This window comes from Alishewanella sp. HH-ZS, from assembly GCF_001704375.1.
GTDB lineage: Bacteria > Pseudomonadota > Gammaproteobacteria > Enterobacterales > Alteromonadaceae > Alishewanella > Alishewanella aestuarii.
This window is the reverse complement of the sequence record NZ_LZEJ01000003.1, coordinates 1-15,392: the sequence shown is the minus strand read 5'-3', so window position 1 is coordinate 15,392 and position 15,392 is coordinate 1. Positions and strand designations below refer to the sequence as shown.

At 48.3% G+C, this 15,392-nt stretch carries 13 protein-coding genes and 2 tRNA genes; 5 read left to right on the top strand and 10 right to left on the bottom strand.

Features of this window, described 5'->3' with window-relative positions; translation table 11 throughout:
* Nucleotides 1-93 precede the first annotated feature (93 nt).
* Together A9165_RS01950 and A9165_RS01945 are read right to left on the bottom strand one after the other, a co-directional pair.
* On the bottom strand, nt 94-561 hold the full coding sequence (locus A9165_RS01950) for a DUF962 domain-containing protein (protein WP_008608561.1): 468 nt from the start codon (nt 559-561) through the stop codon (nt 94-96).
* A gap of 87 nt (nt 562-648) precedes the next feature.
* Nucleotides 649-1,047: an acyl-CoA thioesterase gene (locus A9165_RS01945; protein WP_008949198.1), complete on the bottom strand. Its 399-nt coding sequence runs from the start codon at nt 1,045-1,047 to the stop codon at nt 649-651.
* 197 nt (nt 1,048-1,244) lie between these two features.
* On the opposite strand from A9165_RS01945, the gene A9165_RS01940 reads away from it, so the two are divergent.
* Nucleotides 1,245-3,017, top strand: coding sequence for a M61 family metallopeptidase (locus tag A9165_RS01940; protein WP_065954742.1), 1,773 nt, complete (start codon nt 1,245-1,247; stop codon nt 3,015-3,017).
* Nucleotides 3,018-3,129: 112 nt separating this feature from the next.
* Here A9165_RS01940 and A9165_RS01935 read toward each other — a convergent pair whose 3' ends face one another.
* From A9165_RS01935 to A9165_RS01925, 3 genes are all read right to left on the bottom strand, one after another.
* Nucleotides 3,130-3,975, bottom strand: coding sequence for a M23 family metallopeptidase (locus tag A9165_RS01935; RefSeq protein ID WP_065954741.1), 846 nt, complete (start codon nt 3,973-3,975; stop codon nt 3,130-3,132).
* On the bottom strand, nt 3,935-4,795 hold the full coding sequence (locus tag A9165_RS01930; protein ID WP_065954740.1) for a 6-carboxytetrahydropterin synthase: 861 nt from the start codon (nt 4,793-4,795) through the stop codon (nt 3,935-3,937). The genes A9165_RS01935 and A9165_RS01930 overlap by 41 nt, the downstream gene beginning before the upstream one ends.
* 92 nt (nt 4,796-4,887) lie before the next feature.
* Nucleotides 4,888-5,145, bottom strand: coding sequence for a hypothetical protein (locus A9165_RS01925; protein ID WP_065954739.1), 258 nt, complete (start codon nt 5,143-5,145; stop codon nt 4,888-4,890).
* 199 nt (nt 5,146-5,344) lie between these two features.
* On the opposite strand from A9165_RS01925, the gene fabA reads away from it, so the two are divergent.
* Nucleotides 5,345-5,857, top strand: a complete 513-nt coding sequence (gene fabA / locus A9165_RS01920; RefSeq protein ID WP_065954738.1) for a 3-hydroxyacyl-[acyl-carrier-protein] dehydratase FabA — start codon at nt 5,345-5,347, stop codon at nt 5,855-5,857.
* A 64-nt stretch (nt 5,858-5,921) separates the two neighbouring features.
* On the opposite strand, the gene rmf is transcribed toward fabA, so the two are convergent.
* From rmf to rlmKL, 5 genes are all read right to left on the bottom strand, one after another.
* On the bottom strand, nt 5,922-6,104 hold the full coding sequence (gene rmf / locus A9165_RS01915) for a ribosome modulation factor (protein ID WP_008949194.1): 183 nt from the start codon (nt 6,102-6,104) through the stop codon (nt 5,922-5,924).
* Between the two features lie 264 nt (nt 6,105-6,368).
* Nucleotides 6,369-8,189, bottom strand: a complete 1,821-nt coding sequence (locus A9165_RS01910; protein ID WP_065954737.1) for a DUF3466 family protein — start codon at nt 8,187-8,189, stop codon at nt 6,369-6,371.
* Between the two features lie 18 nt (nt 8,190-8,207).
* Entirely contained in the window at nt 8,208-10,121 is a 1,914-nt protein-coding gene (locus A9165_RS01905) for an ATP-binding cassette domain-containing protein (protein WP_065954736.1), read from the bottom strand.
* Nucleotides 10,122-10,137: 16 nt separating this feature from the next.
* A complete protein-coding gene (locus A9165_RS01900) occupies nt 10,138-10,401 on the bottom strand; it encodes a glutaredoxin family protein (RefSeq protein WP_065954735.1) in 264 nt (87 codons plus the stop codon).
* Nucleotides 10,398-12,515, bottom strand: coding sequence for a bifunctional 23S rRNA (guanine(2069)-N(7))-methyltransferase RlmK/23S rRNA (guanine(2445)-N(2))-methyltransferase RlmL (gene rlmKL / locus A9165_RS01895; RefSeq protein WP_065954734.1), 2,118 nt, complete (start codon nt 12,513-12,515; stop codon nt 10,398-10,400). Before rlmKL ends, A9165_RS01900 begins: the two co-directional genes overlap by 4 nt.
* 235 nt (nt 12,516-12,750) lie before the next feature.
* On the opposite strand from rlmKL, the gene A9165_RS01890 reads away from it, so the two are divergent.
* The 3 genes from A9165_RS01890 (at nt 12,751) to A9165_RS01880 (ending at nt 15,316) form a co-directional block, all read left to right on the top strand.
* Nucleotides 12,751-12,827 (top strand) — tRNA-Met (locus A9165_RS01890).
* 151 nt (nt 12,828-12,978) lie between these two features.
* Nucleotides 12,979-13,055 (top strand) — tRNA-Met (locus A9165_RS01885).
* 434 nt (nt 13,056-13,489) lie between these two features.
* The gene (locus A9165_RS01880; RefSeq protein ID WP_065954733.1) at nt 13,490-15,316 is read left to right on the top strand and encodes an N-6 DNA methylase; all 1,827 of its coding nucleotides are present in this window, start codon (nt 13,490-13,492) and stop codon (nt 15,314-15,316) included.
* Nucleotides 15,317-15,392 lie beyond the last annotated feature (76 nt).

The following is a 15,392-nucleotide window of genomic DNA, read 5'->3' as shown; positions in this document are numbered from 1 at the left end:
TGACTTAGCCACAATGCCGCTACCACCTGCCGTGTTTCGACAGACATTAATCGCAAGCAGGCGGTCGCTTACGATTAACATCTGCTAAGCAGTCTAATAGCGAATGCGTAAGCGTTTTAAAATAAAGCCCAGCAACCAGGCCGGGCCAATCAATAAAAACGCCAGGTCCTGAAAAAACGATGGCTTTTTGCCCTCAATCTTATGGCCGATAAACTGCAGGATCCACATCAGCACAAACACCAGCAGCGATAATTGCCAGATCTCCAGCACACTCTGCTGCTCCAGCGCTCGCAATAAGGTCACCGCTGCTGCAGTAAAGATGGTCATGCCAAGACCAATACTAAAAGACAACAAAAAGTAAAACAGCAGTGCGGGCAGAATCAGCAGTAATGCCCAGTTGATGCCCTGCTCGGCAAAACCAGCAAAGGGCATCGGAATTTGCCACAGCAGCCCCAGCACCGTGATGTAAATAATGGGCACCGCAAACCAGTGGATCAGTTTATTGACGGGATTTTGATGGCTGACAGCGTATTCACTAAACCATTGCTCGGCTGTTTTCATGACGACCTCTTTTAACGGGGCTTATTTTGAACGAACATAACAAGGTCGGGCCAGTAACACAAGTAGCCCGACACTGCCAGCGGCAAACTAGCCCAGTACTGGTGTCGGTTTACGCTCGTCATCCAGCGCCACAAAGGTAAAGCTACCTGAAATAGCTTTATGCTGATTATCGTCGTACATATGCTCAACAAAGATATCGACCTGAACCTTGATACTGGTGCGGCCTACATGCGCCACCCGAGCTACCAACTCCAGAATAGTCCCGGCCGGGATCGATTCTTTAAAGTCGACCCGATCTGAACATACCGTTACTAATGGCTTGCGACAGAAGCGCGTGGCGGCGATAAAGGCGGCTTCATCCATCCAGGCTAAGGCTTCGCCACCAAACAAGGTGTTATGGTGGTTGGTGCGGCCCGGGAACACCGTTTTAGTAACACGCGTAACCGCGTACTCGATTCTTTTTTGGATAAGCGCTTCATTTGCCATAACAAAACCTAATGGTAATATAAAGCTGCTATTATACGTGAAGCGATGATGGCGTGTGGCAATGTCGCTACCGTTTTTGCTGCTTTAAACAGCAGTCGCAGCTGTTAAAGTCAGTGCCTGAACTATGCAACTAAAATACGCACCTAAAACCGGTAACTAAAAACACATCAGGTTGCAACAATCTCAACAGAGGAAATATGGACCGCGTTCACTATCGAATCGAACTTAGCGATATCAGCGCACATCAGCTGAGTATCCAGCTGACCTTTATGCCAAGCAGCACCTCGCATGAACTGAGTTTGCCCGCCTGGATCCCCGGCAGCTATATGATCCGCAATTTTGCCCGCCACATTATGCAGATCAGTGCCAGTGATGCCGACGGCGCCTTGGATTTAACACAGTTGGATAAGCAGCGCTGGCAGCTTAGCTGTCGTAATCAGGCGGTTACCGTCAGCTATCTGATCTACGCCAATGATATGTCGGTGCGTGCTGCTTACCTCGACGATGAAGTTGCTATTCTGAATCCTGCTTGTTTATGTCTGGCCGTTAGCGATCAGACTAGCTTGCCACAGCAGCTGGAGCTGATCCGCCCGCGGTTTCGCGTAACCGAAAACTGGCGCGTCGCGACCGCGTTACCACGCAGCAGCGGTACTGCCATGCTGGATTTTGGTCTGTATCAGGCTGCGAACTACTGCCAGCTGATTGATAGCCCACTGCTGTTGGGGCACTTTACGTTGCAGCAATTTGCCGTAGACGGTGTGCCGCACTATCTGGTGGTCAGCGGTCAAAATCATTACGACAGCGCGCGTTTACTGGCAGACACCGAGCAAATCTGTCTGGCCCAGCGCGCGGTATTTGGCGGTTTACCGGACGATCTCAGTCATTACTGGTTTTTACTCTGGATCACCGAAAACGGCTACGGCGGCCTGGAACATCAGGACAGCACCTTACTGCTATGCAGTCGCCATGACCTGCCAGCGCCGCAACTTAAAGCGCCGGATGAAGCCTATCAAACCCTGCTGGGATTAATCAGCCATGAGTACTTTCATACCTGGTGGGTAAAACGGTTAAAGCCGGCACCTTTTCATGCTTATCAGTTAGCGCAGGAACAATACACACCGCAGTTGTGGCTGTATGAAGGCTTTACCTCGTATTTTGATGATCTTGCGCTGGTTAAAAGTGGCCGGATCAGCCAAAGCGCTTATCTGACCGCGCTGGAGCAGCTGGTTACACGGGTTACGCGAAACCCATCCGATAGCCGGCAAAGCTTAGCCGACAGCAGTTTTAACGCCTGGACCAAGTATTATCTGCAGGATGAAAATGCCCCTAACAGTATCGTCAGCTATTATGCTAAGGGGGCCCTGGTGGCGCTGGCCGTTGAGGCCGAGCTACAAGCAGCCGGCACAAACCTCAGTACTTTTTGCCGAGATTTCTATCAGCAATATCTGGCAACCGGCACCGCCGATCAGAGTTTCTGTCAGGCATTAGCTGCACAGGGTTTCACTGCACTGGCCAATCAGGTTACAGAATGGGTTAACCGCGCCCAGTCATTACCGCTGGCAGAGAGCTTTGCCAAGCTCGGCCTGACGCTAAGCTGGCGTAGCCCACAGCATTTTGACGATACCCATGGCAATAATGAACAAGCGGCACCGGCCAGCCTGGGGTGTAGCCTGAAACCGCAAAATGGCGGCTTAACGGTACAACAGCTCTATCTGGACTCTGCAGCCCATCAGGCCGGTTTGATGGCCGGCGACCAGTTGCTGGCACTGGCTGGCTATAAGGTGACGGAAAAAAGCCTGCCGCAACTGTTAAAGCGGCTGCCTTATGGTTCAGTACAGCCGTTAACGATTTTCCGTAAAGATCGCCTGCTCACCTTATCTTTAACGCTACAGGCAGCGAAGGCGCAGGTCGCGATGCTCAGCGTTGCAGATCAGAGCACGGTTGCATCCTGGTTAGCACAAGCTACCTAGCCGAAATCTGGTGAGCGACAAATAAAAAAGCGCCGCTAGCCGCCGGCGCTTTTTTATATTCATCTAAAACCGGCTGCCATGTAGATGCTGCAGACAGTTTTCCGAAAGAGCACTAGTTAAGCGGGATCCGCTTTGGTGCGGCTGGCGCAAACTCAGGTAATAATAACTGCGGATCCAGTCGCTCCTGGAACCAGTTTATCCGCCAATCCAGATGCGGCCCGGTTACCCGACCGGTGGCCCCCACTTCGGCAATTTGCATACCGGCCGTTACCGTATCGCCGACCGCGACATTAAAACGGTGCAAATGCATAAAGGTTGAGGTTACCCCCATGCCATGATCCACGATCAGGGTTAAACCGGAAAAATACAGATCTTCAGCCAGCAGTACCTTGCCATCCCAGGGAGCCAGTACCGGCGCCCCGACGGGTGCCGCGATGTCCAGGCCAAAATGAGGATTACGCGGCTGACCATTAAAAATGCGCTGGCTGCCATAGACGCCGCTGATCCGCCCTGCCGCAGGTTTTAACGGTGTGCCCAAAAATAGCGTTTTCGCGCTAAAGGTTTGCCGTACTTCTCTGACCCGCCGATTATCCCTTGCGATACGGGCTGTAACCTCTTTTGGTGGCTCAACATATTTTTGTTCGACGCCACTAATGCGTTGAATATCATACTGACGGCCACTGAACGTCAGCGGGATCTGCTGCCTTTTCCCCTGATGTTCTACCGTTAACTGGTGCTTAAGTGCGGCATCGCGACCAATGCCAAACACAAAATGCCCCTGTTCACTGACTGCCAGGGGCTGGTCGTTAAACCACACTTTAGCACCTGCCGGCACAGTGGCGCGGATCAGGCTACCCTGGGTTAACTGCCCATCTAAAACCAGTTCTTTGGCACTGCTACTTGCCAGTGCAGCCCAATTAAGGGCGCACAGCAATAGCGCCTTTGCCCACACCTTCATAAGCTACCACCTTATACGAATGAGTACTGTGCTGCGCCTTTAACGTATCAGCAATAAAGTCGGCCAGACATTCTACCGTGGTATCGCATGGCACAATTTCACAATGGCTTTGCGGGATACAGAGTTCAAACCAGCCCTGCGACGCCTGATAGCGGAAACTGTAGTCCTGCGCGCCGGGGGTAAGATGTACCAACTGCTCTGCTGCGACCAGATCGCTTTCGGTACCCAGGTAAATATCCTTCCAGCGCTCCGCCCAACATTTATTGAGTTTAGGCGCCAGCATATTGTTTTCATAAATCTGAATAGTTGAGCGGTGACCATGGGCAATACGCTGACAGTTACCATCATGCTTTTTCAGGCCATGACTGTAGTGATAATAAAAACCACTGATATTTTCCGGGCGCAGTGTCAAAGTTAGCTGCGCAACATTGGCTGGTAGTAACGGCTTAATTTTACGCTGTAAAAATGCCGTTACCGTCGCTTCGTTGATCTCAGTGCCAGGGATCACGGCAAAGGCCTGCTCTGGACAGGCTAACTGCAGCAAACCGCGCTCACTCTGATAGCGCAGCAACGTCAGCTCGCCGGCGGTGTCCAGCTGCAGCGCCGGGCACTCTGCCGCCACCGCTAATTTATGGTCAACCAGGCTATCGATCGCCTGCTTAATCACCTTTTTCACCTTGCCAAAATCAAACACCATAGCGGTATCGTCCAGCGCGCCTTGCAATTCGACATCGACGATATAACTCTCACCCAGCATGCCGCGCTGACGGTGCAAATAAGAGAAGTCGATAACGGTAAGATCGCGGACAAATAAAATCATGCTGAATTCCTGGCTTGGCTAGTCACTGATCCGCGCTAGGGCGCGATCAAAATACGGCGGCCATTATAGCGCGAAGCAGTAGCGTGCAGCTATTAACGTTTATGCTCATTTAGCCAGCTATTCAAAATGCCAATTTGCCCCAGCTTATGCGCGGCATACATTAAACGAATCGCATTGCTGAGCAAGGTACTGTCGTTCCACTGGGTTTTTTCAGCAATCTCCTGATAACACTGCAATGCCTCCGGCGTTAAATAACCGCGCAGCTCTTTTTTACCACAATCCTTTTGCCGCTCCCGATAGCGCCGCTGTTTTTCGGCATTGCTTAGCGCCCTGGCCTTTTCATCACTCATTACACCCTCAACTTATCCACAGCACTCCGGTACCGGTGCGACCTCATACCAGATAGGGATGTCAGTTTAACTATACGAAAATTCGTTGCCAACTTAGCCAGTTATCTGCGATAAAAATAGCAAAGTTGTACAAATCGGACTTGTCTGGCGTACAGCTGTTCGCTAAGCTGACGCAGCATTTTTATTGGACTAAACATACATGACTAAGAATAGCTTTACAAAAGAAGATTTAATCGCCTGTGCCAATGGTGAACTCTTTGGCCCGGGCAACAGCCAACTGCCGTCAGACAATATGCTGATGATGGATCGGATTGTCCATATTTCAGAAGAAGGCGGTTTATATGGCAAGGGTCAGATTATCGCTGAACTGGATATCAATCCGGACCTTTGGTTCTTTGCCTGCCATTTTAAAGGCGACCCGGTTATGCCTGGTTGCTTAGGCTTAGATGCAATGTGGCAGCTGGTGGGCTTCTTCTTAGGCTGGTCAGGTGGTCCGGGTAAAGGCCGCGCGCTTGGCGTGGGTGAAGTGAAGTTTACCGGTCAGATTCTGCCAACGGCGAAAAAAGTCACTTACACCATCAATATGAAACGGGTGATTAAACGTAAGTTGTTTATGGGTATTGCTGATGGTGTGGTGAGTGTCGATGGTCGTGAAATCTATGCCGCAACCGATCTGAAAGTGGGTTTATTCCAGGATACCTCAAGCTTCTAAACGCTTGCCCTTTTAAACCAGAAAGCCCCGCTAGTTAACGGGGCTTTTGCGTTACAGGCCGTAATCAGGCACCTTTGTTAAATAATCCGACATTCCTGTCTGCCATCGCTTCCCGCCAACCTCCTAGCCATTCTGAGCGGGCATCTAAACTCTGATAAGGGCAAATTTCTTTTGAGCGGCCGGTAACACCAGCACGGTAACCTTGAGCATGAGCACGTTCCAGACGATCACGTTTTTGTCTTTTCATACGGCAGTCTTCCTCAACTTTTTGTGTTTTGAACGGTAACAAAGTTGCGTCTAACACAACAATGTTACAGTTTATAGATAGCCAATATGACCGGAAGGTTCAAACCAAAATTGAGTAATATAATGCTTGACTTCTGCTAAGCACATGAGATGTCGACACAAAAGCCTGGAAAGCTTTTTAGACCAAAATCATCTAAAGAATTTTTTTTGATTACAAAAAACCCCGGCACCTTGCGGTAACCGGGGTTTGCCAAGACATGAAAAATTAGAACCGACGGCGGCGCAGCAACGGCACGGCTGCCAGTAACACTAACCAGAATGCCGACAAACTGCCGCTTTTACGCTGATACTGGTTGTCATCGGCATTGCAATTTGCTGGCTGGCCATTTGGGATTGGACGCAATTTAACTGCAGTGGCTTGCTCTTCGGTAATGACCTGGCCATTTTCCCCAACCTGCTGTTGACCATTTACATCTAAACGCGGCCGACGAACCAAAGCGGTAGCCAGAATTTCGCCATTATCATTGATCGCTGTGGCATCAACTAAGGTATAGGGCGCATCACAACCCACCAGATCATTCAGATCCCGGAAACTACCATCCCGGTTATCATACATAAAACCGTGGAAACGACGGCTGATAGTACCGCCAATGACAACTTCAGCTCGACCAACAATCTGTCCATTGCTATTGATTGCCCGAGGTTCAGTTGACGAGCTGTTGAAGAATCCCTCTACAAACTTAACTTCACGGCTATTGATATTATAAGTAAACAGTTTGGAACGAATCGCACTGTTGATATTCTTTAAACCATAACCGGTAACTAAACCCTGGTTGTTAATATCAACAGCAACACTTGCCAGCCATTCCTGCGGATCGATAAAACCGGTTACTTCGCCCTGACGATAAATTGTGGCATGAGGGGCGTTGTATACGCGGCGAAATTCGCGGCCAATATTGTCAAAAAAACGAATAATCCGGCTGGAGTCAGAATATAGCGAATGACCAACAACAATCCCCTCGTCGTTAATGGCGTTAGCCCGACTGTAGTAAATAGGAACCGGATATTCCTCAGAGGTTGGCGCTAACTGGCCAGTACCTTTCTCGCCTAAAAAGCCAAAGGTTTGGGTTAAACTGGCACTACCATCACCGTTTAATTGCCATAATGCAGCTCGCTCCTGGTAACCTGCCGGCAGGCTATCGATTGTTTCATAAGCACGAACCTGTGCTAACAAGCCGCCTAAATCTACGGCACGACTGGCCATCGATAAATTCAGACAAAATTGCAACGGCTGTGAACGACCGGTACAAATACCATTAATTACGTTTTTAACTTCGTCAGTTACGCCGCTGGAGGTAAAGCCAACGACCTGGCCATTGTTATTAATGTCCTGCGCCGCAGACATCCCGCCACCCAACTCGGTAAAAGCGGGCGGTAGCAAAATACTTTGATTACCGTCTACCACATACCCCAACATATAACCAGGCTCTGGTACCCAGGCCAGGTAAGGCTGCGGAATCACCGGGATTTCTGGCTCTGGTGTATCCTCAGGCACTGGCTCTGGTAATGGTTCAAAACGCACTTTGACAGCCGGAGCCGTCGCTACGACAGCTAGCTGCCCAGTGTTGTTGCTGGTATAGGCAAATTCGGTATTGGTTCTGGTCTGGTTGATATCCCGTACCGGGACACCGGTGACCACGCCGTTTTGTGGCTGATTAAAAATGCGGGTAATGCCAATAGGCTGATTACGAACCGAAGGGCTGTTGTTCTGCGTCGCCAATAGCAGATTAAGCAGAATATTCTTAACTGTCGCATCGATAATACCGTTTTTAGCGTCAGCCAGTTGCTCCTCGGTAAGCAAAGCTTTCAGCGCTTCGCTTTCAAAATCGATGGTTTCCAGATCTAAGGTTATATCCAGAAAAGTGCTGCCATTGGTCACAACGGCGCCCTGTGCGGTTGCAGCAGCACCGCTGGTGGCACGGACTTTATTATTGGTATCTAATTCAACAATCTGATACACCGCGGCTTGCGCCGAGAACATGGTCAGCAACGGCAATACTGCTAAGCTGATCGGTGATAATTTCATTAACGGGCCCCTAAAAATTTACGATATTGCGGCTTCTAATTCTTCCCAGCGCTGATACGCCTGCGCCAGCTTCGACTCGGTTTCTTGGATTAGGTTCAACCTTTGCTGGGTGTAGTCTGCGCTGTTCTTAAAAAAGTCGGCATCATTCACTTCAGTCTGTAAGGCGCTAAGCTGCTGATCCAGGCTTTCAATCAGCGCCGGCAGCTGCTCTAATTCACGTTTCTCTTTGTATGATAACTTCTTAGCGCTGTTAACAGAAGCCTGCGCCGGTTTTTCCTGCGCATTAGTTTTAACTTCGGCTACCGGCTCGGCTTTTTTGACAGTGAGATCAGCGCCCTGCTTCGCCTGCCAATCCAGCACATCGTCATAACCGCCGGCAATTTCAATAATCCGGCCCTGGCCAGCAAACAGCAGTGAGCTGGTCACGGTGTTATTGACAAACTCCCGATCATGGCTGACCAGCAAGACGGTGCCCTGATACTGCTCCAGAATATCTTCTAACAGCTCCAGGGTTTCCACATCCAGATCGTTGGTCGGTTCGTCGAGGATCAGCAGGTTGCTGGGTTTAGCAAATAGCTTGGCCAGTAACAAGCGGTTTTTCTCACCACCGGATAAGGCGCGCACCGGCGTACGGGCGCGCAGCGGCGGAAATAAAAAGTCTTGCAAGTAACTTAAAACATGCCGGCTTTGACCATTTAAGTTAATCTCCTGCTTACCGTCGGCGACGTTATCCTGCACCGTCGCATCCAAATCAAGCGCCATCCGGTGCTGATCAAAGTACGCGACTTCCAGATTAGTGCCACGCTTGATCTCGCCACTGTCCTGCTGATAGTCGCCTAATAACAGCTTAATCAGCGTGGACTTACCGACACCGTTGGGGCCCACTAAGGCCACGCGATCACCACGCATCACCAGTAAGTCGAGATCACGAATAACCGGCACACCATTAAAGGCGTGGCTTAGCTGTTTGGTTTCAAACACCAGCTTGCCGGAACGCGCCGCTTGTTCGATCGCAAAATCGACCTTACCTAACTGCTCAACCCGCGCCGCACGTTCACGGCGCAGCGCTTTTAACGCTCTTACCCGGCCTTCGTTACGGGTGCGGCGGGCTTTAATGCCTTGCCGGATCCAGACTTCTTCTTCGGCCAGCTTTTTATCAAACAGCGCATTAGCTTGCTGCTCGTCTTCAATCATTTTTTGTTTGCGATCCAGATATTCCTGATAGTTCCCCGGATGCGATGTCAATAAGCCACGGTCAAGATCGATAATCCGGGTGGCTAAAGCACGGATAAAGGCGCGGTCGTGCGAGATAAAGATAATGGCGCCGGCAAAGCTCTTTAAAAAGCCCTCCAGCCATTGAATTGCAGCCACATCCAAGTGGTTGGTCGGCTCGTCCAGTAGCAGAATATCGGGTTTGGCAATTAACGCCCGTGCCAGCGCGGCTTTGCGTAACCAGCCGCCAGATAAGGTGGCTAAACTGGCATTACCGTCCATATCAAACTGCTGACACAGCATGTCAACCCGCGCTTCTAAGCCCCAGCCATCGCGGGCGTCGAGCTCACTTTGCAAGCGCTCAAATAACCGGTACTCAGCATCGCCGGCACCGTCCAGGTTCTCAGATAAGGTATAAAACTGCTGCAGTTTTTCGGCTAAATCACCGGCACCTTCACGGATAAAGTCGGCAATTTTGACGTCCATTTTGGCTGGCGGGTCTTGCTCTAAGCGGCTTAGCACCACGCCGTTAGTCATCACAATTTGACCATCATCCAAATTTTGCTGACCGGTCAGCAATTTTAAAAAGGTCGACTTGCCGGCGCCATTACGGCCAACCAGACACACCCGCTCACCGGTAAATAAACTAAAATCCACCTTATCCAGTACCGGGTGGGTACCAAAGGCCAGGCAAGCCTGCTGAAAACGTAATAACTCCACGTTACCCTATCCTGCTTTAATCGGTTGTTGTCAGATCCAAAGCGGCTAGCCAGCTGGCTAACGCACTGTGATCAAAAGGCCAATACAATAATTGTTCCTGCCCCTGGGCATCACTGGCTGCCAGTACCGGAATATGTACCCGAAAACGGGCAAATAACACCTCATCATCGACGATATCCTGTACCTGCAGTTTATCGGCCAGGCCAGCTTGCTGCACCAGGGCTTCGGCCTGTTCGCACAGATGGCAGCCCCAGGTGCTGTATAGGGTTAAATCACTCATGGCCGGGTTAGCTCAAAACAGACATGAATATGCGGGTTGCGCTTAAAATCTTCCGGTAAGGTCGCGGCCGAAATATCTTTCACCTGCCAGCCGGCTTCCTCAAGCGCCGCGTAATCGAGCTTAAAGCGCCGCTTATTGTTGGAGAAAATTACCTTAGCGCCCGGTGCCATCTTGCTAATCAACATATTCAGTAATTTGACATGATCGCGCTGTACATCCCAGCTATCTTCCATCCGTTTCGAGTTAGAAAAGGTTGGCGGATCGACAAAGATCAAATCAAATAAATTCCGGCTGCGAGCGAGCCACTGTAAGCAATCCGCCTGTTCAAACTGGTATTGTTTACCATTAAGACCGTTCAACATAAAGTTGCGTTTAGCCCAATCCAGATAGGTGTTGGACATATCAACGGTCGTGACACTGCTCGCACCGCCAATAGCCGCATGCACCGAGGCACTGCCGGTGTAGGCAAACAGGTTTAATACCCGCTTACCCTGCGCTTGTTGCTGCAGCATACGGCGGGTAATACGGTGATCTAAAAATAACCCGGTATCCAGATAATCGCGCAGGTTGACCCAGAACTTAGCGCCATACTCTGACACTTCTTTATACTGGCCGGCTTTAGCCAGTGCCTGATACTGGTTAGTGCCCTTTTGCTTTTCCCGCACCTTCAGGATCATCTTATCCGGGCTAATTCCCAGCACTGTTGGTACCTGATTGACCACATCGAATAAGCGCTTCTGGGCAATTTGCTCATCGACAGTGCCGGGCGCGGCATATTCATGCACGACCACTTCGCCGTCATACCAATCTACCGCAACGTTATATTCCGGAATATCCGCATCATACAAGCGATAGCAGCTTAAGCCTTCGCGTTTGGCCCATTTTTGAATCGCTTTTACGTTTTTCGCCAGCCGGTTACCAAAGGCGCTGCTTTCACTAAAAAACAACGCTGGTGCGCTGGAGCTAACCTGCACCTGCTTTTCTGTGAGGTCAAACAGCGTGAATTCACAGTCCAGCGGGCCGTTACTAAATTTGTAGCTCTTGGCTTTAGATAAGCGCAGTGCACGCAGTAAGTCGCTGTTCGAGGTAATAATTGCCAGGCGCCAGCCCTGATAGTGGGCTTTTAGCACCAGCGAGAAATTACTGTAAAGCGGGATCAGTGCCGGCAGGTCGCCCAAGCGCTCGCCATAAGGCGGGTTAGTCACTATCACACCCGGAGTATCCGTCACGGCGCCTTTTAACGCAGTGGCATCGGCATAATCAAATTTGATCAAATTAGCCACGCCGGCACGCGCCGCATTTTGCCGGGCTTTACTCAGGCTGCGTTCGTCAGTATCAGTGCCCCAAAACTGGATAGTGTCGCCCGCGGGCAAGGCCTGCGCTTTAGCATCGGCTTTTAATTGCTGCCATACCGCGGCCCGAAAACCCGGTGCCCGCTCAAAAGCAAAGCTTTCCCGTGCCAGTCCCGGCGCCTGCTTCAAGCTGATTTGCGCCGCTTCAATTAAAATAGTGCCGCTACCGCAGAACGGATCGTACAAAGGGGTACCGACAGTCCAGCCAGAGCGCTTTAATAAAGCTGCCGCCAGATGCTCTTTTAACGGTGCCTCGCCCTGCCCGGTACGGTAACCGCGCTGATGTAACGACGGGCCGGAGAAATCCAGCAGGAAATGAAAATGCTGTTTATCCAAACGGACCTGAAACCGCACATCGGGGTTTAAGCGGTCCACATCCGGCCGATCGCCGGTTTCTTCGCGAAACTGATCGACAATGGCGTCTTTTAAGCGCATGCCGCCATATTGGGTATTATCAATTTTGGGATGCTTGCCAACACAGTCGACGGCTAAGGTTTGCCGCACCGACATTAACTGGCCCCAGTCGATATTACTTGCGATCTGATACAGATCCGACTCGGCAGTAACCGGCTCCGACTGAATTAAGCGCAGGATCCTTGTTGCCAGGCGTGACCATAAACATAGGGTGTAGGCCGTTTTAATATCGGCCTTAAAGCGCACTACGCCCATGGAGACCTTTAACACTTCACCCTGATAACTGCGGATCTCATCCGCTAACAGCTCTTCCACGCCCTTAGACGTTAAAGCCCAAAATTCCAGCATTGCAGCAAACCTTAAAATAAAATGGCCGCTAGTATAGCAGAATCGACAAGCCCGGCGCCGCACTTTCTCAGAGTTGCGGCCAAGGTTATTTCATCGCAGCTTGTTAAGCATTTAGGGAGCAATAAGAGCAACAAACCCGCGCTTTGCTTAGCAAATAGGCAACCGAACCAAATAAGCGAAATTAACGCTTGCGTATGTAAAGCGAAAGCTCTAAGATGCGCCCCGCAATGACGGACGCGGGATGGAGCAGCCTGGTAGCTCGTCGGGCTCATAACCCGAAGGTCGTCGGTTCAAATCCGGCTCCCGCAACCAAATTGATTGTGACAAGTGATTATAGAAAGTCGCCCTCGGGCTCCTCTTTATAACCACGGGGCGAAGGTCTAAATCCGGCTCCCGCAACCAAATCCACACCGAACATTGCAGACAACTTATTACAACTACTGCTCAGTTGTAATAACACGGACGCGGGATGGAGCAGCCTGGTAGCTCGTCGGGCTCATAACCCGAAGGTCGTCGGTTCAAATCCGGCTCCCGCAACCAACTCAAAGGCCAGCAATTAGCTGGTTTTTTTGTATCTGGAATTGGTATAAATGAGGAATATTTTGTTCCCAAATTCCGTATACCGCAACAAATCTATGACAACTTCGATTACCACCCACCGAGTTAATTTTCCAAAATCCTTGTACCTAAAGAAGCTCATAAACGACCTATAGTAATTTAACTCTGCACGAACGCTCGTCCCAAAAAACTATGACAAAAACCGCTGTTAATTCATCTTAATCCTGTTTAAATGCATCGGCTTATCCTAGTAAAAATAAGATCGTATCGAAGCTCAAAAAAAGCGAATAAAAGCTAATCGCTTTACCTTCCGAACTTCCCCAAAAGGAAAACATCGAAATCTAGAAATATTTCCTTGACATTGAGATGAATTATTTCATAATTAAGGCCTTTTAGAGAGATTAACGGTACTTCTAATGACTGACACCAGAAAACTAGCCGCACTTTATAAAGAAGCTCATAACATCATGCGAAATGTAGACGGACTTCAACCGCAGGAGGCATTTGACGAGTTACTAAAGTATTTATTTTTTAAACAAAATCATGAGCTTGAATTTTCATTTGAAAAATCAATATCTCCTGAAATGGTGAGAAAGATGTTTGCACAGTATTTAGGAAAAGCGAATTCTTGGTCTTCAGAGATCTGGCGGGAAAAGAAGTTCTACCTAAGCGATGAATGCCTAACTGATATCCATAACCTATTATTTCAGGTTAATTTTTCACAGATAGGATATGACGTTAGAAGTCATGCTTTGAAGCAATTCCTAACACCCGAGATTCGTAGAGGTCTTGGTATTTTCTTGACACCAGATGAAGTTGTTACCTCAATAGTTAAGTTCGCCTCACCAAAGTCAGAAGATGCCATTCTTGATCCAGCTTGCGGATCTGGAACATTTCTTATTGAGCATCTTAAGCAATCATATAGCACTAATGTTTGCACTGTTTACGGTATTGATAAAAGTCCAAGAATGCTACTTTTGGCAGATTTAAATATTGGCCACTACCCTGGAGTGGAATTTAAAAAGAAACTAATTGACTCACTAAAAGAAAATCCATTTAAAAAGGATTTTGACTTTATATTTACAAACCCACCTTTCGGTGTATCAGTGGATTCTCGTGATTATGATTTCAGTGAGTTTCTTACATGCAAAGATAAGTATGGATATAATTTAAAAAAGCAAAGCAGTGAAATTGTCTTTATTGAAAAATGTTTTCAATATCTAAAACCAGGTGGAACACTAGCAATTGTAATACCTAAGAGCATTGCAACTAACGGTACCTTATCTCACGCTCGTCATCAACTGAGTAGTTACGGTTATATTTATGGAATAATGAGCCTACCCCCTGAAACTTTTTCCAGCACAGGAACACAGACAACCACTGTTGTCTTATTTGCAAAAAAATACATTAATGAGAATGAAAAAAATTCAGAAGGAAAGCTTGCACTAGCGAATATTAAAAATGTTGGTTTTGATTCAACAGGCAGATCAAAAGATGGAAGTCAATTAGACGATTTTCCTAATTTCATGAAGATTGCTTTAGATAAAGGTAAGGACTACGAATTCGTTTCTATAATTGATATTCCTAGAAAGTCAGATAGCTTTTCAATGCTAGAAAACATTTTCATAACAAAAAGTAGACAAATTGGAAGACAGTTATCTGAACTTTGTGAATTTATAGGAACAGGGAAAACTCCAGCCAGGAGCGAATATGCTGAACAAGGTAACTTTCTTATCAAGGTAGGAAACCTGTCAGGAACAGGTATTAACTGGGAAGCTAGAGATAGAAACTACATAAATAACGAAGAAATTAAAAAAAGATTGAAATCAAAGAAACCGCTCATACTTCAATATGGAGACATATTACTAACATCATCAGCACATAGCCCTGTTTATATCGCAAAAAAGTCAGATATTTTCACTGGCGCTCCTGACTTTGTTGAGTCGAAAAACATATCATTTGTTGGAGAAATAATGCTCATAAGGGTTGACAATAAATTAATATCTCCTTTTTTACTACTTGCATATCTAAGGTCAGAAGAAGTAGTTTCTCAAATTCAAAATATGGTTAGAGGGCAGACTGCACACCTACACGCATCAGATTTGAGTCAATTAATTGTCCCAGATGAAGTGTTTCTTGAGAACAGCAAGTTCAAAAAAGTTGAAAAGCTTTTGGAAAGGCAAGCGGAGCTAAGTAGAGAAATGAATTTTTTGGTGTCTGAGCAATCAAGAATACTCAATTAAAATATTATATAAGGAGAGGAGACTCTCCTTTTTTCTTTTGGGTTGGGCCTCAACCCAGGGCGAGATCGCGAACGTT